Annotated in this window: 21 protein-coding genes; 10 read left to right on the top strand and 11 right to left on the bottom strand. The window is 68.3% G+C overall.

Annotated features, from left to right (window positions below; all coding sequences use genetic code 11):
* Nucleotides 1-17 precede the first annotated feature (17 nt).
* From hppD to ACO1BU_RS09025, 3 genes are all read left to right on the top strand, one after another.
* A complete protein-coding gene (gene hppD, locus ACO1BU_RS09035; RefSeq protein ID WP_424135600.1) occupies nt 18-1,127 on the top strand; it encodes a 4-hydroxyphenylpyruvate dioxygenase in 1,110 nt (369 codons plus the stop codon).
* A gap of 109 nt (nt 1,128-1,236) precedes the next feature.
* The gene (locus tag ACO1BU_RS09030; protein WP_424135599.1) at nt 1,237-2,214 is read left to right on the top strand and encodes a TRAP transporter substrate-binding protein; all 978 of its coding nucleotides are present in this window, start codon (nt 1,237-1,239) and stop codon (nt 2,212-2,214) included.
* A gap of 54 nt (nt 2,215-2,268) precedes the next feature.
* A complete protein-coding gene (locus ACO1BU_RS09025; RefSeq protein WP_424135598.1) occupies nt 2,269-3,249 on the top strand; it encodes a glutathione S-transferase family protein in 981 nt (326 codons plus the stop codon).
* Nucleotides 3,250-3,294: 45 nt separating this feature from the next.
* Here the strand turns inward: ACO1BU_RS09025 and ACO1BU_RS09020 are convergent, their stop codons facing one another.
* A complete protein-coding gene (locus tag ACO1BU_RS09020; protein ID WP_424135597.1) occupies nt 3,295-4,038 on the bottom strand; it encodes a trypsin-like serine peptidase in 744 nt (247 codons plus the stop codon).
* Nucleotides 4,039-4,391: 353 nt separating this feature from the next.
* Between ACO1BU_RS09020 and ACO1BU_RS09015 the strand changes: the two genes are divergently transcribed.
* Complete coding sequence (locus ACO1BU_RS09015; RefSeq protein WP_424135596.1) at nt 4,392-4,733, top strand: NIPSNAP family protein; 342 nt, start codon at nt 4,392-4,394, stop codon at nt 4,731-4,733.
* Between the two features lie 87 nt (nt 4,734-4,820).
* On the opposite strand, the gene ACO1BU_RS09010 is transcribed toward ACO1BU_RS09015, so the two are convergent.
* On the bottom strand, nt 4,821-6,608 hold the full coding sequence (locus tag ACO1BU_RS09010) for an SDR family oxidoreductase (protein WP_424135595.1): 1,788 nt from the start codon (nt 6,606-6,608) through the stop codon (nt 4,821-4,823).
* 134 nt (nt 6,609-6,742) lie between these two features.
* Here ACO1BU_RS09010 and ACO1BU_RS09005 point away from each other — a divergent pair, with 134 nt between their 5' ends.
* Together ACO1BU_RS09005 and ACO1BU_RS09000 are read left to right on the top strand one after the other, a co-directional pair.
* Nucleotides 6,743-8,815 (top strand): prolyl oligopeptidase family serine peptidase, encoded by a 2,073-nt coding sequence (locus ACO1BU_RS09005; protein ID WP_424135594.1) that lies wholly within the window; start codon nt 6,743-6,745, stop codon nt 8,813-8,815.
* A 247-nt stretch (nt 8,816-9,062) separates the two neighbouring features.
* Nucleotides 9,063-10,046 (top strand): lipid A deacylase LpxR family protein, encoded by a 984-nt coding sequence (locus ACO1BU_RS09000; protein ID WP_424135593.1) that lies wholly within the window; start codon nt 9,063-9,065, stop codon nt 10,044-10,046.
* Between the two features lie 56 nt (nt 10,047-10,102).
* On the opposite strand, the gene ACO1BU_RS08995 is transcribed toward ACO1BU_RS09000, so the two are convergent.
* The gene (locus tag ACO1BU_RS08995) at nt 10,103-10,834 is read right to left on the bottom strand and encodes an endonuclease/exonuclease/phosphatase family protein (RefSeq protein WP_424135592.1); all 732 of its coding nucleotides are present in this window, start codon (nt 10,832-10,834) and stop codon (nt 10,103-10,105) included.
* A 10-nt stretch (nt 10,835-10,844) separates the two neighbouring features.
* Nucleotides 10,845-12,995, bottom strand: coding sequence for a VTT domain-containing protein (locus ACO1BU_RS08990; RefSeq protein ID WP_424135591.1), 2,151 nt, complete (start codon nt 12,993-12,995; stop codon nt 10,845-10,847).
* A gap of 167 nt (nt 12,996-13,162) precedes the next feature.
* Between ACO1BU_RS08990 and atzF the strand changes: the two genes are divergently transcribed.
* Nucleotides 13,163-14,917: an allophanate hydrolase gene (gene atzF / locus ACO1BU_RS08985; RefSeq protein WP_424135590.1), complete on the top strand. Its 1,755-nt coding sequence runs from the start codon at nt 13,163-13,165 to the stop codon at nt 14,915-14,917.
* A 386-nt stretch (nt 14,918-15,303) separates the two neighbouring features.
* Here atzF and ACO1BU_RS08980 read toward each other — a convergent pair whose 3' ends face one another.
* From ACO1BU_RS08980 to ACO1BU_RS08965, 4 genes are read right to left on the bottom strand one after another with little or no spacing between them, the layout of a single operon-like run.
* Nucleotides 15,304-16,254, bottom strand: a complete 951-nt coding sequence (locus ACO1BU_RS08980; protein ID WP_424135589.1) for a D-2-hydroxyacid dehydrogenase family protein — start codon at nt 16,252-16,254, stop codon at nt 15,304-15,306.
* The gene (locus ACO1BU_RS08975) at nt 16,251-17,954 is read right to left on the bottom strand and encodes an IlvD/Edd family dehydratase (protein WP_424135588.1); all 1,704 of its coding nucleotides are present in this window, start codon (nt 17,952-17,954) and stop codon (nt 16,251-16,253) included. Before ACO1BU_RS08975 ends, ACO1BU_RS08980 begins: the two co-directional genes overlap by 4 nt.
* Before the next feature lie 52 nt (nt 17,955-18,006).
* Nucleotides 18,007-18,552, bottom strand: a complete 546-nt coding sequence (locus ACO1BU_RS08970; RefSeq protein ID WP_424135587.1) for an MOSC domain-containing protein — start codon at nt 18,550-18,552, stop codon at nt 18,007-18,009.
* Nucleotides 18,549-19,010 (bottom strand): Lrp/AsnC family transcriptional regulator, encoded by a 462-nt coding sequence (locus tag ACO1BU_RS08965; protein ID WP_424135586.1) that lies wholly within the window; start codon nt 19,008-19,010, stop codon nt 18,549-18,551. The genes ACO1BU_RS08970 and ACO1BU_RS08965 overlap by 4 nt, the downstream gene beginning before the upstream one ends.
* Nucleotides 19,011-19,142: 132 nt before the next feature.
* Between ACO1BU_RS08965 and ACO1BU_RS08960 the strand changes: the two genes are divergently transcribed.
* Nucleotides 19,143-19,391 (top strand): DUF6356 family protein, encoded by a 249-nt coding sequence (locus ACO1BU_RS08960; RefSeq protein ID WP_424135585.1) that lies wholly within the window; start codon nt 19,143-19,145, stop codon nt 19,389-19,391.
* Nucleotides 19,392-19,403: 12 nt separating this feature from the next.
* On the opposite strand, the gene ACO1BU_RS08955 is transcribed toward ACO1BU_RS08960, so the two are convergent.
* Together ACO1BU_RS08955 and ACO1BU_RS08950 are read right to left on the bottom strand one after the other, a co-directional pair.
* Entirely contained in the window at nt 19,404-19,820 is a 417-nt protein-coding gene (locus tag ACO1BU_RS08955) for a nuclear transport factor 2 family protein (protein WP_424135584.1), read from the bottom strand.
* Between the two features lie 76 nt (nt 19,821-19,896).
* The gene (locus ACO1BU_RS08950) at nt 19,897-21,777 is read right to left on the bottom strand and encodes an ABC-F family ATP-binding cassette domain-containing protein (protein WP_424135583.1); all 1,881 of its coding nucleotides are present in this window, start codon (nt 21,775-21,777) and stop codon (nt 19,897-19,899) included.
* Between the two features lie 136 nt (nt 21,778-21,913).
* On the opposite strand from ACO1BU_RS08950, the gene nhaA reads away from it, so the two are divergent.
* Entirely contained in the window at nt 21,914-23,101 is a 1,188-nt protein-coding gene (nhaA, locus tag ACO1BU_RS08945; protein ID WP_424135582.1) for a Na+/H+ antiporter NhaA, read from the top strand.
* A gap of 121 nt (nt 23,102-23,222) precedes the next feature.
* Nucleotides 23,223-23,645, top strand: a complete 423-nt coding sequence (gene ndk / locus ACO1BU_RS08940) for a nucleoside-diphosphate kinase (protein WP_424135581.1) — start codon at nt 23,223-23,225, stop codon at nt 23,643-23,645.
* 88 nt (nt 23,646-23,733) lie between these two features.
* Here the strand turns inward: ndk and ACO1BU_RS08935 are convergent, their stop codons facing one another.
* On the bottom strand, nt 23,734-24,738 hold the full coding sequence (locus ACO1BU_RS08935) for a Bug family tripartite tricarboxylate transporter substrate binding protein (RefSeq protein WP_424135580.1): 1,005 nt from the start codon (nt 24,736-24,738) through the stop codon (nt 23,734-23,736).
* Between the last annotated feature and the right edge of the window lie 24 nt (nt 24,739-24,762).

Genomic DNA, 24,762 nt, shown 5'->3' with positions numbered 1-24,762 from the left:
GGATCGAGGAGACTTCTATGGGCCCCTTCCCCCACGATGCCCCGCGCGCGGTGATCAGCGATGATAACCCCGCCGGCACGGACGGCTTCGGCTTCGTCGAATATGCCAGCCCGGAGCCCGAGAAGCTTCACGCTCTTTTCCGGCAGATGGGCTTCAAGGCCGTCGCGAAGCACCGCCGGAAAAAGAGCACCCTCTATCGCCAGGGCGACATCAACTATCTCCTGACCGAGGAGCCCAGCTCCCACGCCATGGAATTCGCGGCCGCCCATGGTCCCTGCGTGCCCTCCATGGCCTTCCGCGTCGTGGACGCGCAGCACGCCTTTGACCATGCGGTGAGGAATGGCGCGGAGCCGGCCACCGGGGGCAAGACCATGGACCTGCCGGCCATTAAGGGCATCGGCGGAAGCCTGCTCTACTTCATCGACCAGTATGGCGAGGGTCGGTCGGCCTATGACACCGAGTTCGAATGGCTGGGCGAGCGCGAGCCCTGGCCGGTGGGCGCGGGCCTCTATTACATCGACCACCTGACCCACAATGTGCACCGCGGCCGGATGGATGTCTGGTACGAGTTCTACAATAAGATCTTCAACTTCCGGCAGATCCGCTACTTCGACATCAAGGGCGAGTATACGGGCCTCTTCTCCCGCGCCCTGACCAGCCCGGACGGCCGTATCCGCATCCCACTGAACGAGAGCGCGGATGACGAGAGCCAGATCGAGGAATACCTGCGCGAGTACAAGGGCGAGGGCATCCAGCACATCGCCTGCGGTTGCGACGACATCTACGGCACGATCGAAGGCCTGCGTGAGGCCGGGCTGAACTTCATGCCCGCCCCGCCCGATACCTATTACGGCAAGGTCGATGCGCGCCTGCCCGGCCACGGCGAGGATGTCGCCCGCCTCAAGAAGAACGGCCTGCTTATCGATGGCGAGGGCGTGGTGGAGGACCGCAAGGCGCGGCTCCTGCTCCAGATCTTCTCGGCCAATGTCATTGGCCCCGTCTTCTTCGAGTTCATTGAGCGCAAAGGTGATGACGGCTTCGGCGAGGGCAATTTCCGCGCCCTCTTCGAATCGATCGAGGAGGACCAGCTCCGCCGCGGCGTGCTCACCGGCGCCAAGGCGGCCTGAGACCATGGGGCATGGCGGGCGGACCGCCATGCCCCGGACAGGCCAAATATTGCGGCAGGGCCCAAGCTGGCCGGATACTGCGGGTGTCCGCCGGTTGGAGACACCTGCAATGCCAACACGCCGCGCCCTGTCCGCTGTTCTACCCTCCGGCCTGCTGACCCGCCACGCCTTCGCGGTCGGGCCGGAATGGCGGATCGTCACCGAATATCCCGCCACCGCGATGCCCGGAGAGGGGATCGCCCATTTTGCCGAGGCCGCGACCCGGCTCAGCGCCGGCGCCCTGAATGTCCGCCCCGTTTTCGACGCGCCCGACGGCCTGCGCTCCGCCGCGATGATCCGCGCCGCCTCGGACGGCCGCGTGGAGGCCGCGGATGCCTTCACCGGCGCCCTGGCTGGAGAGGCCGCGATCTTCCAACTCTCCGCCCTGCCTTTTCTCACGGCCTCGGGCAAGGATACGGCCCGTCTGCTCCGGGTGGCCCGCCCTGCTTATTCAGCGGCGCTCGAATCGCGCGGCGTCACTCTTCTTTACTCAACACCCTGGCCCGCCACCGGCCTCTGGTCCCGCAATCCCGTCCGGGAGCCCGAGGCTCTGCGCGGGTTGAAGGTGCGGACCTATGATGCCGCCAGCACTGCCGTGATGCGCAATGCCGGCGCCGCGCCCGTGCAGATTTCCTTCGCTGATGCGCTGCCGCGGCTGCGAAGCGGCGAGATGGATGCCGTCCTCTCCTCCGGCGATGGTGGGGCGGGGGCGAGGCTTTGGGAAATCCTGCCGAACTTCACCGCGCTTGATTATGCCTCGCCGCTCAGCTTGGCCTTCTGCAACACCGCCTCCCTCAGATCACTGCCCAAGGCGGTGCAGGAGGCAGTCGCCGAGGCGGGCCGCGAAACCGAGGCGCGGCAGTTCCACGCCATTGTCACGCGTTCGTTGGAGAATGAGGACCGGATGCGCAACAATGGCGTGGCCCTGGCCAGCGGTGTCGCGCTCCGCAGGGCCCTTACCGCCGCGGCGGCGCCCGTGGTGGCGGCTTGGGCCCAGCGCGCCGGGACCGAAGGCCAGGCCATTCTCTCCGCCTACCGGGCAGGCTGAGACGGGAACGCGCGCTATACAGCGGCGTTCAACGCAGGCATCGCGGAGAGCAAGATGGGACTGCTCGTCAACGGCCAATGGCAGGACCAATGGTACGACACCAAGGCGACTGATGGCCGCTTCGTCCGCAAGGAGAGCGCCTTCCGGAACTGGATCACGCCCGACGGCGCTCCCGGCCCGACGGGTGAGGGAGGCTTTCCAGCGGAGCCCGGCCGCTATCACCTCTATGTCTCCCTGGCCTGCCCCTGGGCGCATCGCGCGCTTATCATGCGCGCGCGCAAGGGACTGGAAGATGCAATCAGCCTTTCAGTCGTGCACTGGCACATGGGACCGGAAGGCTGGACCTTCGAGGATGGCCCCGGCGTGCTGCCGGACACGGTGACTGGCGCCCGCCTCCTGCACCAGGTCTACACGGCGGCGGACCCGCATTACACTGGCCGCGTCACAGTGCCCGTGCTGTGGGACAAGCAGCGCGGAACGATCGTGAACAACGAGTCCGCTGAGATCATCCGCATGCTGGACCGCGCCTTCGATGGCGTGGGCGCCAGCCCCGGCGACCATTATCCGGAGGAGCTGCGGCCGGAGATCGATGCGATCAATGCCAGCATCTACGACACGGTGAACAACGGCGTGTACAAGGCCGGATTCGCCACGAAGCAGCAGGCCTATGAGGATGCGGTGCGTCCGCTCTTCGGCATGCTGGGCAGCCTCGACCAGCGGCTGTCATCGCAGCGCTACTTGCTCGGCCGCCGGCTGACCGAGGCTGATATCCGCCTCTTCACGACGCTGGTGCGCTTTGACGCGGTCTATCAGGGTCACTTCAAATGCAACCTGCGCCGGATCGCGGACTATCCCGCGCTGTTTCCTTATCTGCGTGACCTGTTCCAGTCCGCCGGCTTCGGTGAAACCTGCAATTTCGAGCACATCAAGCGCCACTATTACGAGAGCCACCTGAACATCAACCCGACGGGCATTGTTCCTCTTGGGCCTATCCAGGATCTGGCCGCGCCTCATGGGCGAGAAGCGCTCACTTGACCTGATGTGGTACGCAGGGGCCGCCTCATAGGCCCGGTGCCAACGCTATTCCCTTTGCTGCTCCCGCGCGCGCTGCAAGACCATGCTCGGAACGGCCAGGCCCAATGCCTGCTGCCGCGCGGCCGCTACGGCAACACCGGCCACAGCCCAGCCTCCATCGGGCCCCCGGGTCAGCAATGGGCCCCCGCTCGCGCCGCGCGTGGCGGCGCAGTCGTGACGGAGCATCACATGCTCCTCATCCTTCACCAGGCCGAGGCTGCGGCAATCGTCATCCGCCATCAGCAGCTCGGGACGATCCTGCTGATAACCGCCGAGCAGGAGCGGCATGGCGGGCGCCGGCACGCCGCGCAGGAGCGGGAGCGCCGTTCCGGCTGCGTCGATCGGGGAAGCGAGAGTCAGAAGGGCCCAGTCTGCGCCCGCCGGTGATCGTGTCCGCGCGTCGAAGCCCGGCCCGACCAGGAAAGCGGTTGCCCGCGCCTGCGCCTTCCAGACCCCTTGCCGATAGCCCAGGAGGAAATGCGTAGAACCCGGCTGTACCAACCGTCCGGAGCGTGGCGCGACGAGGCAATGCGCCGCCGTCAGCACGGTTCGCGGCCCGATCAGCGTGCCCGTGCAGCGGCTGCCGAGTTCGGTCTGCACACGCCCCAGGGCGGACCAGGGCAAGGCGTCGCTATCCACAATGCGCCGCGGATCGCTGGTTCCAAGGCCGGGGAGAACCGACGGGGGCAAGGCAGGCTCACGCGCCACCGCCACGCCGGCGAGAATGGTCAGAAGGGCATGGGCGGCCATGCCCGCGCTCAACGCCGCCCGAAATGGCGGTCCGCATCGCCCTGCTTGGGGCCGTGCGCGCCCCGCCTCCGATCGTCTTAGCCATTCGCGCGACATCATGCCCGCCTGAGCTTGGCCTGAGCCCGACGAAAGGAAAGGCCGGGATCAGGATTTCCCCAGGCTTCCGCCTGTTTTCCCGGATCGCTGTTCCGGGTCTGCCACGCGCCACCTCCCAGGGCCTCGGGCATGCCCCCTTCACGGGCAGCATCCGTGGCGGATAAGACCAATTCTGTTGCCCCAGTAACGGTCCCGCGCTGCCTTGGCCGGAGAACCTGCCTCAACCGGGCCTGGGACGCGGAACCAAGGAGACGGCGATGATCGTGGATATGCGGATCTACACCTGCCAGCCCAACCGGATGGCCGAGTTCGTGAAGATCTACGAGACCATTGCCTGGGAGATTCAGAAGAAGTATCTCGGCCGCTGCCTCGGCTGGTACACGACGGTTGAGGGGCCGCTGAACCGCGTTGTCCACCTCTGGGCCTATGACAGCCAGGCCGACCGCGAGCAGCGCCGCGCCGCCATGGCTGCCGATCCGGGCTTCCAGGCCTATCTCGCTAAAGTGGCCGAGCTGGGCCTGCTGCAGAACATGGAGAACCGCTTCGTGACGCCGACCTCCTTCTTCAAGGCGCATCTCGAGGCACAGGAGCAGAAGTAAAAGCGGCCAGGGAGAAGGAATTCTCCCTGACCCCCTTATCTTCTTGCTCGGGTTTGGCGCGCGCCGTTCGCAACGGCGCGCTGCCTTTTACAGCCGGGCCTTCAGCGCCGCGTTGATGCGGTCCAGCAGGCCGTCGCCCTGCCGGGAGGCCTCCCGGGTGCGCCTGTCCACTTCTTCCCGCGCACGGCCGAACAGGTGCCAGCCGCGGTCGCGCGTATCGTCATACGCCTCCGAACCGCGCTTGCGCGCCGTATCGTAATACTCCTCGCCACGATGACGTGCCCGGCCGAACAGGTGCCAACCGCGGTCGCGTGCATCGTCATAGTAATCCTCGCCCCGGTCGCGCGCGCGGCCAAACAGGCTCCAGCCACGATCACGCGCATCCTCATACGCGTCCGCGCCCTCGGAGCGTGCCCGCTTGAACAGGTTCCAGCCACGATCACGCGCATCCTCATACGCGTCCTCGCCTTCCGAGCGCGCCCGCTTGAACAGGTTCCAGCCCCGATCATGCGCATCATCATAGGCATCCGAGCCCTGCTTGCGCGCATCGCGGTAGAAGGAGCGGCCACGGTGGCGCGCGCCCTCATAAAGATCCGATCCGCGCTCGCGCGCGTCGTCATAGTAGGAGGAGGCGTAGCGGCTCGCGCGATCGGCGAAGCGGTCAGCCTGTTTACGGGCGCGCTTCAGATGCGGGCGTGCCTGGCGCTCGGCGCGCTCGGCATAATCCAGCGCGCGATGAGCGATGCGACTGGCCTCGTGGCCCAGCGAGCCGATGCCATGGCCGGCATCGCGCGCCACGCTCTGGCCGATCCGCCAGGCGCGATCCGCCAGCTTCTCCTGCACGGGCTTGGGGCGGCGCATCGTGTACATGCCAAAGGCCGCGCCCGCGAGCAGCGCCGCGGCACCAACCATCAGCCCGGCCGGCCCCAGCGGGTTCATCTGCGCCTCCAGCAGGAAGGAGGTCTTGCGCGGCGGCGGGCCGGAGAGGTTTGAGGTTTCCGACATGTCTTCCCTCGGCTCGTAAAGATTGTCATTGCGCCCGGGCGGCGGGGGCTCGTTCGTCGTCTGAAGGGGACGGGCGATCTTTTCCATGATCAGGTCCGTCAGCCGGGGGGCGTAACGCCCTATGGCAGAGATCGCCCAGCCGCCGCCGCCTACCACCAGGTCGCGCACCCGCGTTTCGCAGGCGTAGAGGATCGCGCGCGCCACCACGCGAGGGTGGTAGTTCGGCGGTGGAAGCCTGAGACCCGGCGTACCCAACAGGTTGCGGGCATGCTCGGGATAGGGTGTATCGATCGCGGCGGGGCGGATCAGCGTGAGGCTGATCGGGTAGCCCTCGGCCTCGAACTCCATCCGGAAGCTGTCGGTAATGGCCTTTACCGCGAATTTGGCGGCGGAATAGGGGCCCTGCAGCGCGATGGCACGATCCGACAGCACGCTGCCCGTATTGATGATCGCGCCGCCCTTGCCCTTCAGGTGGCGGGCGGCAACCAGCGTGCCGTGCACAACACCCCAGTAGTTCACGTCGAAGAGCCGCCGCTGGTCCTCCAGCGGTGTGCCCTCCAACTCGCCATACATGGCCGCGGCGGCGTTGTTGCACCAGGAATCGAAGCCACCGAAGGTCTGGATCGCGACCTCGCTGATCCTCTCGACCTGCGCCATATCCGCGACATCGGCGACCACCGGCTCGGCGCGGCCGCCCTTGCCGCGGATCTCAGCCGCCAGGGCGTTCAGCGCATCCTCGTTGCGGGCGACCAGGACCACCGCGGCCCCCTTCTCGGCGGCCATTCGCGCGGTGGCGAGGCCAATACCGGAGGTCGCGCCGGTGATGACGATCACCTGCTCCGAGACGGGTTTCAGGCGGGGTAGGGGCATGAAAGTGTCCTCGGCATTGCGCGGTCTCAACGAGGAAGGCGGGCGAGGGTTACGGGTTGCATTGGTTCAGGGGGCCTGCTGGCCGAAGGACGGTTCTACCTGCCACCACGGGAGCGGCGCCTATATGAGGGAGCATGAGCACCTCCCTCGATTCCCGTCCCAGCCTGGCCGCCCCCGACGACGATCCCTGGCTCTGGCTGGAAGAGGTGGAGGGGGAGAGGGCCCTGGCCTGGGTTGCGGAACAGAACGCGGTCACGCTGGGGCGCCTCGCCGATGCGCGCTTCGCGGCCGACCGGGACGCGGTGCGCGCGGCGCTGGACCGGCCGGACAAGCTGCCCCACATCACCCGGCGCGGCGCCTGGGTCTATAATTACTGGCAGGATGCGGCCCATCCGCGCGGCATCTGGCGGCGCACCACCCTCGACAGCTATCGCGGCCCAGAGCCCGCCTGGAACACCCTGCTCGACCTCGATACGCTGGCGAGGGAGGAGGGGGAGGACTGGGTCTGGCAGGGTGCCACGACCCTGCCCGGCACGCATGACCGCGCCATGCTGCGCCTCTCCCGCGGTGGCGGGGATGCGGTGGTACTGCGCGAATTCGACCTGAGCCAGCTTCGCTTCGTGGAGGGCGGCTTCGTCCTGCCTGAGGCAAAGGGCGGCGTGGACTGGCTGGACCAGGACACGCTGCTGCTCTCCTCCGCCTTCGGGCAGGGCATGGCCACGCGCTCAGGCTATGCCCGCACGGTCCGGCTCTGGTCCCGCGGCACCGATCCCGCGCAGGCTTCCGTGATCTTCGAATGCGACGAGGCTCATATGGGCGCCTGGGGCAGCGTGGAGCGCGAGGCGCCGGGGAGGCTGATCTTCGTCGACCAGATCGGCTTCTACGATACCGAGGTGCATGTCGGCGACCGCACCGGCCCGCAGCGGCGCATCGGGCTGCCCACTGACATGGAATATCGTTGGCAGCGCGGCTGGCTCGCCGTTCGGCCGCGGAGCCCCTGGACGATTGAGGGAACCACCCATCCGCCCGACACCCTGTTGGGCATTGGGCTGGACGCCTTCCTGGATGGCGACCGCCGCTTCCGGCCTCTTTTCACGCCGGGCGAGCGCCGTGCGCTCCAGGGTTTCTTCTGGTGCAAGGGCCGGCTGGTGATCTCGGTCCTTGATGAACTGCGGCCGGACTTCACCATCCTCACCCCGGGCAAGGGCGACTGGATCGCCGCGCATCTGGACCTGCCCCAGACCGGCGTGGCGCATCTCTGGCCCCTGGATTCCGAGGCTGAGGAATCCGACGGCTCCCTTCTCGCCCAGGTGGAGGATCCGATCACGCCGGCCAGCCTGATGCTGACCGATACGGCACTCGCCACGCCCGCGCTGCTTCGCCGGTCCTCCCCGATCTTCGACGCGAACGGCCTTGTCGTCACCCGGCACGAGGCCGTCTCGGTGGATGGAGAGCGCATCCCCTATGTCCAGACGGGACCGGTCGGGGAAACCGGCGATGCGCCCGTGCATCTCTCCGGCTATGGCGGCTTCCGCGTCTCGCGCCTGCCTCATTACCAGGGGCTGATGGGCAAGCTGTGGCTGGAAAAGGGTGGCACCACCGTGGTTGCGAACATCCGCGGCGGCGGGGAGTTCGGCACTCGCTGGCACGAGGCCGGGCGGCGCGAGCGCAAGCAGCTTTCCCATGACGACTTCGCGGCGGTGGCGGCCGATTTAGTAAGGCGCGGCGTCACCCAGCCTGAGCGCATCGCGGCCGAGGGCGGCTCGAATGGCGGCCTGCTGATCGCCAACATGCTCACCCGCTACCCCGAGCGCTTCGGCGGGTTGTTCTGCACGATCCCGCTGATCGACATGCGCCGCTATTCCAAGCTGCTGGCGGGCGCGAGCTGGATCGCGGAATACGGTGATCCCGACAAGCCGGAGGACTGGGCCTTCCTCCAGCATATCTCGGCCTACCATCTGGCCGAGCCCGGCCGGCGCTACCCACCCATCCTCCTCGCGACCACGCGCCGGGATGACCGGGTGCATCCGGGCCATGCCCGCAAGATGGCGGCCAAGCTGCAGGCCCTGGGCTACTCCGCCTTGTTCTATGAGCCCGCCGCGGGCGGCCATGGCTACGGCAAGGACAATGCGGAGATCGCGAATTTCGCCGCTCTCGGCGCCGCCTTCCTGCGCCGCGCCATCGGGTGGGAAGCGGAGACTGCATAGGGCGCGGCTTCGCCAGCGAGGAGAAGGCTGCCCGGCGGGGCGTCTTGCCTGAAGCACGTTTCGCTTCGCTCAACGCCACGGGCGTGAATCACGCGCTCGTGACTCGCGCTGGGGCATGCAGCGCGGAAGTGCTTCGCCGCCCCTGGCCGAGTTGTCTCAGGAGCCGCGGGCAGCCCGGCAGGTGCTGCCCCGCCTGCCTGCCCACGCCTGCTCCGGTTTCGGATGACACGGCTTTGAAAGGATATCGATGCGCCGCCTGATCGCGCCCCTGTTCGCCTTCGCCCTTCTCGCTTCGCCCGCCATCGCGCAGGAGCCGCCGGACTGGCGCGGCACCCTCAGCCTGACGGTGGAGAACGACATGTTCGGGGGATCGGACCGCTACTACACCAACGGCGTCCTGCTGACCTGGCGCTCGCCTTCGGAGGATTTGCCCTGGCCGCTCGCGGCGCTGGACCGCAACCTCGACTTCGCGCTCGGGCCGGGACAGGTCCGTTGGGGACTGTCATTCGGCCAGAACATCTACACGCCGCAGGACACCCAGCGGCGCAACCCCGACCCGAATGACCGTCCCTATGCGGGCTATCTCTACGGTGCCGCCAGCCTGGTGAGAACGACGGAGCGCACGCAAACCCTGGCGGAAGTGCAGCTTGGCGTCGTCGGGCCCTCGGCCCTCGGCGAGTTCGTGCAGAACAACTATCACGACCTCCTGAACATCAAGAACGCCGAGGGCTGGGAGCGCCAGCTCAAGGATGAACCGGCGGCGACGCTTCTGCTGGAGCGCCGCTGGCGTCTTCCGCTGAGCCCTGTTGGTTCGCTTCAGGCGGAGGTGATCCCGGTGCTTTCGGGCGCGCTGGGCAATGTACAAACTTATGTCGCCGGTGGCGGCCTGCTGCGAATCGGCGATGGGCTGGATGCGGATTGGGGGCCGGTGCGAATCCGTCCGGCCCTGGCGGGTTCCGGCTTCTTCCAGCCGCGCCAGGATTTTGGGTGGTATGTCTTCGCGGGCGTGGAGGGGCGTGCCATCGCGCGGGACATCTTCCTCGACGGCAACACCTGGCGCGACAGCCCGCGCGTGGACAAGCGGATCTTCGTGGGCGATGTGCAAGCCGGTGCGGCGGTGATGTGGCGCGGCATGCGTTTCGCCTACACGCATGTCCTGCGGAGCGAAGAGTTCTACGGCCAGCGCGGCCTGCAGTCCTTCGGCTCCTTCAGCGTTTCGTTCCGCTTCTGAGCGCTGCTGTCGGTCCCTGGTCCCGCCCGGAAGCTGGTTCACGCATCCGGGCGGACTCAGTCCACCACCATTCGCGTGGTCCGCGCCTCGCCTTCCGGCAGCACCTCGATCTCCGCGATCAGTGGCAGATGGTCCGAGGCCTCGCGTGCCGCCTTGTCCGTCCAACTCCGGCACAGCGCGGCACGGGGCCGGGCATAGATACGGTCCAGCGCGAAAAGCGGGCGCCGCACCGGAAAGGTACGCGCCCGGGTGCGGGAGGGCAGGATGCCCAGGAACGCCCGGTCCACCGGCCCATGCGGCTCCCAATCATTGAAGTCGCCCATGGCGAGCAGCGGTTCCGTGGTGGCGCGGGCCAGGGCGGCGATCTTCGCCGCCTGGATGCGCCGCTCCCCCCAACCCAGGCCGAGATGCGCCGCCAGCAGCCTGACCGGTCCGGCCGGCGTCGTGATCCGCGCGGTGATGGCGGTGCGCGGTTCCCGCCCGGGCACGGAGATGTCGTGCAGCGTGCCCTCTTCCAGCTTCCAGCGGCTGATGATCATGTGGCCGTAGCAGCCATCGGCCGCGCGCATCGTCGGCGCCTCCACCGCATGGCCGCCCAGCGAGTCCCGGAGCGTGGTGAAGGGCAGGCTCTCCGGTCGGTTACGGCCCTCCACCTCCTGGATTGCCACCACATCGGGATCATGGCGGCGGATCAGGTCGATGGCCCGCTGCAGGTCGTGGCGCCCAGAAGGGCAGACGGCACCGTGAATGTTCCAGGTCATGACCCGGAACAGGAAAGCCTCAGCCATGCATCACGGCTCACTCGTGGCGAAGGCGCTTGAACAGCTTCTGCAGGCCCCAGGTGATCCCGGCCCAGGCGCCCAGCACCAGGATGAGCAGGCCAATGTTGCGGGGCGTCGGATGCTCCAGGATGCGTGACAGGCTCTCGCCCACCACGGAGAGCAGCGCGATTCCCGGCAACAGGCCGAGCGCAGTGCCCACCATGTAGTCCAGGAAGCGGATGCGCATGGCTCCCGCCACCAGGTTCACCAGCGTGAAGGGCGCCACCGGCAGCAGGCGGATGGTTGTCACCGCCAGGATGCCGTTCCGGTTCACCGACTGGCTGACCCGATTGATGCGCGGCCCCAGCGCACGCCGCAGCATGTTCGGCCCCAGCTTCCGCCCGGCCCAATAGGTAGCCGCGGCCGAAACCATCGCCCCGACCGCCGCATAGGCCAGGCCGGGCCAGGTGCCGAAGGCCGCCGCGGTGCCGAGGATCAGCACATTCACCGGGAAGGCCACGAAGCCCAGCAGCAGGAAGAGCCCCACCGAGACCGCCGGCCCCCAGGAGCCGCCCGCCGTCAGGGCGCCCCGCATTGCCTCGGGCGTCATGAGGCCGGAGAGCGGTGTGAGTTTCCAGAGCAGGATCAGCAGCGCGACCGGCAGCAGCATCAGCCCGGCGCGTACCACAAGCGGCCAGGGGCGGCCGGAGGGCGGTGCCACATCGGGATGGCCGAGGTAATCCGCCAGGAACTCTCCGGACTCAATGGGGCGGCGCGGATCGGCGGCGCGCTCGATCCCCGGCAGGAGGCTGCGGGCGGGGCGGTTGCCGTCATTCACGTCCCGCAGGCTCTTGCCTCCCCCCGACAGTCCCGCCACGGCCTGGAGAATCGAGCCGGTTCCCTTGATCCGGGCCGAGACGGTCTCGGGCGTGACGCCCGTGTGCTCGGCGATCAGCCGGTCCCGCACCCGGGCCACCGCTGCCCGCTGCGCCGCGTCCCGCGCCTCCACCATCAGGTCGCACTCCGTATCCGTACCCATGGAACGATTACAAAGATTGGAGGACCCGACCCGCAACAGGCGGTCATCCACCACCATGACCTTGGCGTGGACCATCACCTCGGAGGCCGCGTCCCCCTTCTCCACATGCGGGAAGACCAGGCGCGTGCGGTTGGCCACCCCCGCCCGCCGGAGGGCGCGCATGAAGCGGATGCGCCCGGCAAGCATGGTGCGGTGCTCCAGCCAGGTATGATGGGTCCTGGGCGCGACGATCAGTGCCTCCAGTTCCGGCCGCTCCTTCATCCGGGCAATCAGCGCGCGGGCGATGCGGCCGCAGGTCAGGAACTGGTTTTCGATGTAGATCATGCGCTCCGCGGCGCCGATCATATCGAGATAGAGGGCCTCAACCTCCCGCACCTCCGGCCGGCCATCATGGGCCGGCTCGGTGCGGGCGATGCCGAGGGGGACGTCGCGCAGGTCGGGTTCCAGGCTTTCCGGCCAGGGATCATGGTCCGGTGCAGCCGGGCCCGGCGGGGCCAGGCATTCGGCGCAAGCCCGGTTCCAGCGCGCCTGGACAAGCTCGGACAAGGCAGCGGCCGCCTCCCCGTCCGCCGCCATCTGCACGTCATGGAAGGGCCGGTAGGACTTCCCGGCCGGGTCCACCCGATCCGGATCCGCCGGGTCATGCGCGTTCCGGTCCCAGCGGCGGATGGTCAGATCCAGCCCGCCGGCAAAGGCCACCACCCCATCCACCACCACGATCTTCTGGTGGTGGGAGGCCCCGAAAGGCGTTTTGTCGTCCAGGCAGAGCTCGACCGCCTCAGGCACGTTCCAGCGCAGGTGCAGGATGGGCAGCGGCTCCCGCTCCAGCGCGTAGAGCACGGAGTAGTCCCAGAGGAGCAGCTTTACCGAGAGGCCTGGGCGGCGCTCCACCAGGGCCGAAAGGAAGGCCCCCAACTCCTCGGGAAGCCCATCCTCCGGCGGCGTGTCTCCGACGAGCCGCGTGCGGCTGTCGATGTCCCAGCCAACGACATGGATGAAGTGCCGCGCGTTCAGCATCGCCTGACGCAGCGCGCCGAAATAGGTCGCTCCGTCCGACAGCAGGGCGGCGCGCGGGGCATGCACCACGCGCCAGGCATTGCGGCCGGATTTCAGGAGCGTGGTGGGCGGGGGCTCGGGGCTCGAAGGCACCGGCCGGGACCGCGCCCGGGGAGGCGCTTCGATCAGCATCCCTCGCTAACGTCGGAGGTACCATTTCGTTCGCACCCGCAGCGCCGGGCCGCCTGGGTGCCTCGGGAGCACTGCCGTATAGGAATCGAACCAGCGCCGGTGGGTCTGGCGATTCGTTCGGGGGCGGCATGATGCTGTGGGACTTGGCGCGGATGGAAGGCCCGGAGGTAGCGGCGCTGGTGGCGCTTTACCGCATCGATAGCTGGGCCGACCCCGCCCTTTTCCTCCACCGGGTGCCGCATGACACGGTCATGGCCGAGGCGAAGCGCCTCGCCGCCGAGGGGCCGCGCGGGCGGCCACTCTACGGCATGCCCTATGTCCTCAAGGACAATATCGACGCGGCCGGTCTTCCCACCACCGCAGCCTGCCCGGACTTCCTCCAGATGCCGGAGGAGGACGCGCCCGTCGTTGCCCGGTTGCGGGAAGCCGGCGCCATCCTGCTGGGAAAGGTGAACCTGGATCAGTTCGCCACCGGGCTGGTGGGCGTGCGCAGCCCCTATGGCACGCCGCGCAACCCGATCGACCCGGCCTGCGTGCCCGGCGGCTCCTCTTCCGGCTCGGCCGCTGCTGTCTCAGCCGGTATGGCTGGCTTCTCGCTGGGCACGGATACGGCGGGGTCCGGCCGGGTGCCCGCGGCCTTTCAAAACATTGTGGGGCTGAAGCCCAGCCTTGGCCTGGTGCCGACCCGAGGCGTGGTGCCGGCCTGCCGGTCCCTGGATTGCGTCTCCGTCTTCGCGCTGACGGCCGACCAGGCCGCCACCGTGCTGTCCGTATTGGCGGGCCCGGACGAAGCCGATCCCTATTCCCGTGCCGCTCCGCCGGGCTGGCGGGCCACGGGCGCCGCCATCCCACCCGGGCTGCGCGTGGCGGTGCCGGAGGATCCGGATCTCACCTTCGACACGCCGGATGATGCGAGACTCTACAGCGATGCCCTGATGCGGCTGGAAGGCCTGGGCGCGACGTTGGAGCGCATCCCGATCACGCCCTTCCTCAGCCTCGCCAGGCGCCTCTATGACGGCGCCTGGGTGGCCGAACGCAGCTCGGCGGCGCGGGAGATGATCGAGCGGAGGCCGGGCTCCCTGCATCCGACCACCCGCGCGATCTTGGAAGGCGGAATGACCCGCCTGGCCGTGGACGCTTTCGACGACTTTCACGCCGCCGCCGAGATGCGCCTCCTGGCCCGCGCGATGTTTTCGCGCTTCGACCTGCTGGCCGTGCCCACCACACCCGGCATTCCCACCCTGGCGGATCTGGAAGCCGAGCCGATCGCGGCGAACACCCGCCTGGGTACCTACACCAATTTCGTGAACCTGCTGGACCTCTCGGCCATTGCGATCCCCGCCGGCTTCCGGGCGGATAAGCGGCCAGCCGGCATCACCCTGATTGGTCCCGCCTTCGCCGAGGCGAAGCTCTGCGCCGTGGGCGGTGCACTGCACCACGCGGCCGGCCTGCCTCTGGGTGCCTCCGGGGAGGCAACTCCGGCGCCTCCCGCTCCGAGCGGCCTGACGGAGGGCGAAATCCCGCTGTTCTGCATTGGGGCGCATATGTCCGGCTTGCCGCTGAACGGGCAGGTGACGGCGCTGGGCGGCCGTTTCCTTCGCAAGGACCGGACCCGGCCCGAGTACAGGCTGCACGCGCTGGGCGACCGGCCGGGCCTTGTCCGGGCAGCGGATGGAAGTGCGGTTGAAGGCGAGGTCTGGGCCCTGCCCATGGCCGGGATCGGGCCGCTGCTGGCCAAGCTGCCCGCGCCGCTGGGCTTCGGGACGGTGATGCTGGAGAGCGGTCCCTGTCTCGGCTTCCTGGCGGAGGCAGCCGGGGTGGAGGGAACGCGCGATATCACCGTCTTCGGCGGATGGCGGGCCTGGCTGGCCTCGCAGCACTAGAAAAAGCCGGGGAAGTAGTTACCGGACCGTTCCGCGCCCAGCGGCGGAGCTTTGAGGAGGAAGTGGGGGAGGGCCGGTGCGTCGTAGTTGGGGGGAAACGCACCGGCCCTGGCTGCCTGCCGAAGTGAGGGGGAACAGCGGCAGCTCTCTCCGGCGGCATGTAAGCACCGCGCCGGGGGCGAGTCTCGGCCGATCGGAACCGGAATGATGGTGCGTGGAGATCAACGTGGTGCGGGCGGCGAAAGGCCGAAAGGCAGGAAGAGGCAGGTCGCCTTCGCTGCCGCTCCCGAGACACGTCACATGGCCGCCCTCGTGATGCCGGCGTCCCAAACTCGAAGGGGATCATAGGGTCTGGGGGAAGGAACTTCCGCTTCCCCCCGCCCTGTTCAGATCACGCGGATCGGCGCCCCGGCCAGATAGGCCGCGATGTCCTCCACCGCGCCCTGGTAGAAAGTCGTCAGGTTCCCGCGCGTGACGTAGCCGAGATGCGGCGTCAGCACCGTGTTCGGCAGGGCGGCGAGGGGATGCCCGGCGGGTACGGGTTCCTCGTCATAGACATCCAGCGCGGCCCCGGCGATGCGGCCTTCCCGCAGCGCCGCTTCCAGCGCCGGCGTATCGATCAGCGGCCCGCGGGAGGTGTTCACGAGGTAGGCGGTGGGCTTCATCATCGCCAACTCCGCCGCGCCGATCGTGTGGCGGGACCGTTCGGACAGCACGAGGTGCAGTGTCACCACGTCGGATTCCCGCAGCAGCGCCTCCTTCGTGACGCGGGCGGCGCCGTGGGCGGCGGCGGTCTCCTCGGTCAGGTTCTGGCTCCAGGCGATCACGCGCATCCCGAAGGCCAGCGCCACCCTCGCCATATGCTGGCCCTGCTTGCCAAGGCCGATGATGCCGAGGGTGCGGCCCTCCAGCCCCTCGCCGGCCGAGGTCTGCCAACGGCCCTCGCGCAGGTTGCGGTCCTGCGCGGGAATGTCGCGCATCAGGGCGATGATAAGTCCCCAGGTCAGCTCCGCCGTCTGCGCCACCGCGCCCTTGGTGCCGCAGAAGGTGATCCCCCGCTCGCGCAGCGCCGCCGTATCCACCGACAGGTTCCGGCCAGCGGTAGTGATGAGCAGCTTGAGTGCCGGCAGGCGCTCGATCAGGGCGCGCGGAAAGGGCGTGCGCTCCCGCATCAGCACGATGCAGTCATAGGGTGCGAGCCGCGCGACGAGCGCGTCCAGATCCTTGATCGTGTCGCGGAAAACATCCACCGGCACGCCCAGCGAGCCCCAGTCGGCAAGGGAGGGGGCAAGGCCCTGATAGTCGTCGAGGACCGCGATGCGGCTGAGCGTGTTCACGCCGGATCATCCTCTCCGGCCAGGAAGTCGAAATCGCAGCCACGATCGGCCTGCAACACCGTGTCGTGGAAGAGCTTTGCGTAACCGCGGCGCGGGGCGGGGCGGGGGGGCGAGAACTCCCCGGCGCGGCGGTCCAGCTCCGCATCATCCACCAGCAGGTCAATGCGCCGCTTCTCAACGTCCAGCCTGATCTGGTCGCCATCCCGCACGAGGCCAAGCGGGCCGCCCACCGCCGCCTCGGGCGTGATGTGCAGCACGATGGTGCCGAAAGCCGTGCCGGACATGCGGGCATCGGAGATGCGGACCATGTCCTTCACCCCGGCCTGGGCCAGCTTCTTCGGGATGGGCAGGTAGCCTGCCTCCGGCATGCCCGGTGCGCCCTTGGGGCCGGCATTCTGGAGGACCAGCACGTCATCGGCGGTCACATCCAGATCCGGATCGTCGATCCGCTTGGTCATGTCCTCCACGCTGGTGAACACCACGGCGCGGCCGGTATGCTGCAGCAGGGAGGGCGTTGCGGCCGCGTGCTTGATGACCGCGCCGCCCGGGCAGAGATTGCCCCGCAGCACCGCCATGCCGCCGGTGGACTTCAGCGGCTTGTCGCGGGAGCGGATGACAGTCTGGCCAGGCACGTCCTCGGCAAGCGCGAGATAGTCGGCCAGCGTGCCGCCCAGCACGGTCGGCGCGTCCAGGTCCAGGAAGGGCTCCAACTCCTGCAGCAGGCGCGGCACGGCACCGGCATGATGCAGGTGCTCCATGTAATGGTCGCCGGAGGGCTTGAGATCGACCAGCACGGGCACCTTGCGGCCGATCTCGTCGAACTCCTCCAGATTTATTTCGAGCCCCACGCGCCCGGCGATGGCTGCCAGATGAACCAGCCCGTTGGTCGAGCCGCCGATCGCCTGCAGCACCGTCATGGCATTCCGCAGCGAGCCCTGGGTGATCAGCGCCTTGGGCGCCGGTCCACCCCGCTTCGCCATCTCCACCGCCACACGCCCGGTGGCCTCGCCGCAGCGGAACCGCTCGGCATGCGGGGCCGGGATGGCAGCGCTATAGGGCAGGGAGAGGCCGAGCGCCTCGATCATGCAGGCCATGGTGCTGGCGGTGCCCATGACCATGCAGGTGCCGACGGAAGGGGCCAGCCGCCCGCTGATCACCTCGATCTCCGCCTCGTCGATCTTGCCCGCCCGGTGCTGGCCCCACATGCGCCGGCAGTCCGTGCAGGCGCCCAGCACCTCGCCCCGGTGATGGCCAACCACCATGGGCCCGACCGGCAGCACCACGGCGGGAATGCCGGCCGAGGCCGCGCCCATGATCTGGGCCGGCAGCGTCTTGTCGCAGCCGCCAATCAGCACCACCGCGTCCATCGGCTGGGCGCGGATCATCTCCTCCGTATCCATCGACATGAGGTTGCGCAGATACATGGAGGTGGGGTGGGCGAAGCTCTCATGGATGCTGATGGTCGGGAAGGCCATGGGCAGCCCGCCCGAGAGCATCACGCCCCGCCGCACTGCCTCGATCAGCTGCGGCGCGTTGCCATGGCAGGGGTTGAAGTCAGAGGCGGTGTCGGTGATGCCGATGATCGGCCGGTCCAGCGCATCATCCGAATAGCCGGCGGCCTTGATGAAGGCCTTTCGCAGGAACAGCGAGAACCCCGCATCCCCGTAGCTCGTCAGTCCCTTCCGCAGGCCAGTCGACATGGTGCGTTCCTTCCCGTGCTGCGCCGCAGGCTAGAACAGAAGGGCGGGGCCGTCAGGAGGGGTGGTCCAGCAGCCGCTCCACTTTGTCCCCCAGCCGAATCGTGCCACCCCCGATCACCCGGGCGGTGATGCCGCCATGACTGCGGGTGGCATTGTAGCCGCCGGGGCCCAGCTCCTCCTCCATGCGGGAACAGGGATGGCATTCGCCGGACCATTCCAGCAGGGCCCCGCCCAGCCGGAAGCGCCGGTTCCGCAGCGCCAGCAGATTGATCCCGGCAACGACGATGTTCCGCCGCAGCCGCTCGGGCGGCACCTCCGGGCGGGAGAGAAAGGCGGCGATGGCCGCCAGATGCTCCTGCGCCACCAGCGTCACCTGCCGGGCGCCATTCCGGCCGCCAGCGAAGCGGTCCCCGGCCAGCCCGCTGTCTTCCTCGGCGACAGCGGTCTCCACCACCCGCATCGGTGCCCGCCGGGCCGGGCGCAGGCCGATCCAGGTTACGCGCCCCGGGGCCATGGGACCATCGATCAGCCGGGCAATCATCGAGCCCGGTGGCGGATCGCCACGGCGGGGCAGGTTCCCGAACAGGTCTCCGGTCAAGACGCGTAGGCCGTGGGAAGGGCGGTGGTGTACTTGATCTGCTCCATCGAGAAGCTGGAGCTGACATCGTAGAGGTCGGCCATTTCGATCAGGCGCTTATAGACGCCGTCATAGGCCGCGATGTCCGGCACCACCACGCGCAGCAGATAGTCCACGCTGCCGCTCATGCGGTGGAATTCCAGCACCTCCGGGATCTCGCTCACCGCGCGGCAGAAGCGCTCAGCCCATTCCATGCTGTGGCGGTTCGTGCGGATGGTGACGAAGACGGTAACGCCGACACGCATCTTCGCGGCATCCAGCAGGGCAACGCGGCGGCGGATGACGCCTTCTTCCTCCAGCCGACGGATGCGGCGCCAGCAAGGGGAGGGGGAGAGCCCGGCCCGTTCCGCCACCTCGGCGACGGAGAGGGTAGCGTCCTCCTGAAGGCATTCGAGGATCTTGCGGTCGAAGCTGTCCACGCGGAATGCCTTTGCGCGATTCCTGGATATCCAGGCCTGGATTTGCACATTCCTCCGCAACTTCGGCATGAAACGCAATCCCTTGCCGGGACTGGAGCCCTATTCTGCCCGTGTCATCCAGGGATCACGGACATGGCGCGCCCTTCCTTCACGGAACATCCTGCTTCGGTCGGCGAGACCTATATCGAGCACATGCACACTGCCGCCTGGTTCGGCTGGCGCATGCTGCTTGGCTCACTTGCCTGCTTCGTGCATGCGCTACTGCCCTTCCTGTTCACGCGCACAGGCTCGGCCACCATCACGCAGCTGCATGACCGGATGGTGGTGAACCGGGTGCGGGCGGAGCAGGGTGCGATGCGGGCGGTACGGCAGGGCGCCTGAGGCGCCCGGCGCTCAGGGGCCGCAATGGTCGCGGCAGGCCTGGGCGGTATCGTAGAATTCGCGGAAGTCGGTGATCTGGCCGTCCACCACGCGCATGAAATCGGCCTTGGCATAGCGGTGTTCCTGGCCGGTCCGGCGGTAGCGCACCGTGACGGTGGCCAGGATGGCGATCCACTCGCCCTGGGCGATCACCTGCTCCACCTCATAGCCGGCGACCTCGGCCTGGGCATCGAGCTCCGCGAAATAGCCCTCCACTCCGGCCCGGCCGAGGCGGGTTCCGGCCCAGGGCAGCAGGCCATCGCCGATGGAGGTCCAGGTCACCCCAGGCGCCAGGGCTCCGTAGAGCGCTTCCCGGTCTCCCTGCGCGTAGCGGCTGTAGATATCCTGGACCCGCGCCACGTTGCGCGCGGTGAGATCGCCGTTGCTCATCCGTCCGCTCCTTGCCGGGCCAGCACAGTGGGCCCGGGGAAGCGAATGTTTCAACCATGAAATGGGCGGGTGGCGGTCACGCCGCTTCCAGCTTCTCCGCCAGTTCCAGCCATTCCTCCTCCAGCTTCGCCACGATATCGGCGATCGCGGCGCGGCGGGTATTCGCCCAGGCGATGTCGGACGGCTTGAAGCGCGCATAGGTTTCGGTGTCGGAGAGCTTCTTCTCCAGCAGCCGGTCCTCCAGCCGCAGCTTCTCCAGCCGCGCCTCGATCTCCTTCACCCGTTCCCGGATCGGGGCCAGGGCGGCGCGGGCGGCGGCGCGACTGGCAGCTGTGGGCTTCGCCGGGGCCTCGCCCTCGGCCTTGGCGGCGCGAGCCTCGCTCCGGGCATCGCGGGCGCGGTTGGCCAGCCAGGCCCGGTAATCGGCCAGGTCGCCGTCGAAGGGTTTCACCGCCCCATCGGCCACCAGCCAGAGGCTGTCAGCGGCCAGCTCCACCATATGCGGGTCGTGGGTGATGAGAACGACGGCGCCCTTGTAGTCGGCGAGTGCGCGGACCATCGCCTCGCGCGCGTCGATGTCCAGGTGGTTCGTCGGCTCGTCCAGGATCAGCAGCTGCGGCGCGTCACGTGTGGTGAGTGCCAGCAGCAGCCGCGCCTTCTCGCCGCCCGAGCAGTCACGGATCAGCGTCGTCGCCCGGTCCTCGTCCAGCCCGAAGCGGGCGAGCTGGGCGCGGACCTGGGTCGGGGGCGCCTTGGGCATGGCCTGCTGCATATGGCTCAGCGGCGTGCCGTTCGGATCCAGCACCTCGGCCTGGTGCTGGTCGAAATAGCCGATCTTCAGGCGCGGGGTGCGGCGGACCTCGCCGGATTGCGGCTCCAGCTTGCCGGCGATCAGCTTGGCCAGGGTGGACTTGCCATTGCCATTGGCGCCCAGCAGCGCCACCCGGTCCTCCTGGTCCAGCCGAAGGTTCAGGCCGCGCAGGATGGTGCGGTCCCCATAGCCGACAGAGGCGTTGTACATGGTCAGGATGGGCGGCGGGACCTCGGGCGGGTCCGGGAACTCGAAGCGGGTCGAGCCGTCCTCCATCACCTCGATGACGGGCGGCAGCTTCTCGATGGCCTTCAGGCGGGACTGCGCCTGCCGGGCCTTGGTGGCCTTGGCGCGGAAGCGGTCCACGAAGGCCTGCATATGCGCGCGCTGGGCGAGGATCTTTTCGTTCGCCGCCGCCTGCTGCGCCATCCGCTCACCGCGAATGCGCACGAATTCGGAGTAGCCGCCGGGATAGGTGGTGATCTTGCCGCGGTCGAGATGCGCGATGCTGTCCACGCATTCATCCAGCACCTCCCGGTCATGGGAGATGATGATGGCCGCGCCCGGGAAGCGCTTGAGCCATCCCTCCAGCCAGAGGGTCGCCTCCAGGTCCAGGTGGTTGGTCGGCTCGTCCAGCAGCAGCAGATCGGGTTCCAGCGAAAGGGCGCAGGCCAGGGCCACGCGCATCCGCCAGCCACCGGAGAATTCCTTCACCGGCCGGAGCTGGGCGGCGGCATCAAAACCCAGGCCGGCCAGCACCGTGGCCGCGCGGGCAGGGGCGGCATCGGCGCCGATGGCGATCAGCCGCTCCTGCACTTCGGCGGCGCGGGCGGGATCGCCATTCTCGCGCTCGGCCAGCAGGGCGGCGCGCTCGGTGTCGGCTGCCAGAACCGTATCGATCAGGGACACATCCGTGCCCGGTTGCTCCTGCGCCACATGGGCCATGCGGGCGCGGGCGGCGATGCGGACCTCGCCGCCATCCGGCTGCAATGCGCCGGTGAGCACCCGGAACAGGGTGGACTTGCCGGTGCCGTTCCGCCCGACGAGCCCGAGCTTGCGGCCGGGATCGAGCTGGAGATTGGCGCCGTCGAGCAGGGTGCGGCCGGCCATGCGGATGGTCAGGTCGCGAAGGGCCAGGACAGTCATGCGGGGCTTCTACCCCGCCGTGACCGGTCGCGAAACGGCGATGATGCGATGCATCAATCCAGGAGCAGCTCTCGATTCTCCCTGGTGCCGCGCGCCGCCCATGCTAGGGGGGGCGCCCCTCGAATCAGGACCAGAGATGACTGCTGCACAGTACGCCCGGCCCAGTGCCCTTCGCCGCTTCCTGGAGGGCCAGTCCTCCGCCGGTCTCGTGTTGATGGGGGCAGCCGCCCTGGCCCTGGTCATCGCCAACACGCCCCTGCTCGGAACCTATGAGGTGGTGCTGCACGCCCATCTTGGCCCGCTCTCGGTCGAGCACTGGATCAATGACGGCCTCATGGCCGTGTTCTTCCTGCTGGTTGGGCTGGAGATCAAACGCGAGGCGCTGGACGGCCAGCTCTCCACTTGGCCTCGCCGGGCGCTGCCGGGGATTGCGGCCGCGGGTGGCATGGCCGTGCCCGCACTGGTCTATCTGCTGATAAACCCGCCCGCCTCTTCCCATGGCTGGGCCATCCCGGCCGCCACCGATATCGCCTTTGCCCTCGGCGTCATTTCCCTGCTCGGCAAGCGGGTTCCGGCCTCGCTGCGGGTGTTCCTTGCGGCACTGGCCATTATCGACGACCTTGGGGCTGTGGTGATCATCGCCCTGTTCTATACGGGCGGCCTGTCCCTCCCGGACCTGGCGGGGGCGGCGGTTGTGGTGGCCCTGCTCTACGGGATGAACCGGGCCGGGGTGCTGAAGCTCTGGCCCTATCTGATCCTGGGCGTGGTGCTCTGGGTGCTGGTATTGCGGTCTGGCGTTCACGCTACCCTGGCCGGGGTGTTCCTGGCGCTCACCATTCCTCTTCGTGCCAGCCCGGCCACGCCGGATGACGAGGTGACGAGCCCGCTGCACCGGCTGGAACACGTGCTGCACATCCCCGTGGGCTTCCTGATCGTCCCTATCTTCGGCCTGGCGAATGCCGGCGTTCCCATCCTGGGATTGCCGGCCTCTGCCCTAACGGCGCCCGTTACGCTCGGCGTCGGGCTGGGCCTGCTGATCGGCAAGGCAGTTGGGGTTTATGGGGCCTCCTTCATCGCTGTCCGGTCGGGGCTGGCCGACTTTCCGGCCTATGCCAGCCGCACCCAGCTTTTCGGCACGGCCCTGCTCTGCGGCATCGGCTTCACCATGAGCCTGTTCATCACCCTGCTGGCCTTCCCGGGCGACCCGCTGCTCCAGGCCGAGGCAAAGGTCGGCATTCTTGGCGGCTCTCTGGTCTCTGGCCTGCTCGGCTACACCCTGCTCCGCCTGGCCTCTAGCGACTGGCCCGGTACGCCTTCGCGCTAAGGACCGGGATAGTTCCATGGGTGGGGCCGGGGATGCCTTCCTCCGGCCCTTCTCTTAACCCCTTGCCGAAAGGCCCCGGCGCCGCTACCCGGCGCCCGACTCTATTCAAGGAACTGCCGCCATGGCCATCGAGCGCACCTTCAGCATCCTCAAGCCCGACGCGACCCGCCGCAACCTGACCGGCAAGATTAACGCCGTGTTCGAGGAGAAGGGCCTCCGGATCGTTGCCCAGAAGCGCATTCAGATGACGCAGCAGATGGCCGAGACCTTCTACGGCGTCCACAAGGAGCGCCCCTTCTTCAAGGACCTGGTCTCCTTCATGACCTCCGGCCCGGTGGTCGTGCAGGTGCTCGAGGGTGAGGACGCGGTGGCCAAGAACCGTGAAATCATGGGCGCCACCAACCCGGCCAACGCCGCCGAGGGCACCATCCGCAAGCTGTTCGCCGAGAGCATCGAGGCGAACTCTGTGCATGGCTCCGACAGCCTGGAGAATGCGGCGATCGAGATCGCCTATTTCTTTGCTGGCAACGAAATCGTCGGCTGAGACCAGAAAAGGCCGGGAAAGGAATACTCCCCGGCCAGTTTGGCTCTGAGGGCGCGCCGGCTGGGCTGGCGCGCCCTTTCCTTTTGCCTCAGCCGAAGCTGATGCCGGTCTCGCGCATCAGGTCCCTCACCAGGGTCCGCTCGCTCGTGAGGCGTTGCGCCAGCTTGTCCGCCTCGGCAGGGACGGCGACGGCGCCCATCGCGGCAAGGCGCCGCTGGATCTCCTCATCCTTGGTGGCGAAGTTCACGGCCTCCTCCAGCTTGCGCCGGATCGGCTCCGGCGTGCCGGTACGGCAGAACATGGCGTTCCAGCTCGTCAGGTCGAAGCCGGGGAAGCCGGATTCGGCGATAGTAGGTACGCCCTCGATCCCACCGCGCCGCACGCCGCTGGTCAGGGCAATAGGACGCGCCTTCCCGGCCTCGATCACCGGATTCAGCGAATTGGCGGAGAGATAGCCTGAGGGCAGCGTCTCCGCCGCCAGATCGCGCGCGACTTCCGCCCCGCCGCGATAGGGGATGTGCTCCATCTTCGTCTTGGAGCGATGGGCCAGCAGGGCGCCGGCGAGATGGCCGGTATTGCCTACGCCCGGCGAGCCATAGGGCATCCCGTCCGGCATGGACCGGGCTTTATCCAGATAGCCCTTCAGGTCGGTGATGCCGCTGCTGACGGGCACCGCAAGAATGTAGGGCACCTCTGCCACCATGCCGACCGGCACGAAGTCCCTCTCGTAATCGAAGGGCAGGTTCCGCTGGATGAACTGGGCGATGACGAAGGAGGCCGCGTCAAAGAGCAGCGTGTGGCCATCGGCCGGGGCGGAAGCAATCTGGCCGGCCGCCAGCGCGCCGCCTGCGCCGGTGCGGTTCTCCACCACCACGGACTGGCCCAGGAACTCCGACAGCTTGGGCTGGATCAGCCGCGCCATGGTGTCCGAATTGCCGCCGGCCGCGAAGGCGATGACGATCCGGATGGGACGGTTCGGGAAATTACCGGCGGACTGGGCAAGGACGGCCGGGGCGGGCAGCATGGCTCCCGCCAGGGCGGCGAGGTCGCGCCGGCGGATCGGAGTGCCGAGGACGCGGGTGACGATCGACATAGAGGTTCCTCCGGACTCTGCCCG

It is taken from the genome of Roseomonas chloroacetimidivorans (genome assembly GCF_049629625.1).
Classification (GTDB): Bacteria; Pseudomonadota; Alphaproteobacteria; order Acetobacterales; family Acetobacteraceae; genus Roseomonas; species Roseomonas chloroacetimidivorans.
The sequence above is the reverse complement of the archived record's forward strand: the minus strand, read 5'-3'. Positions and strand labels throughout refer to the sequence as shown.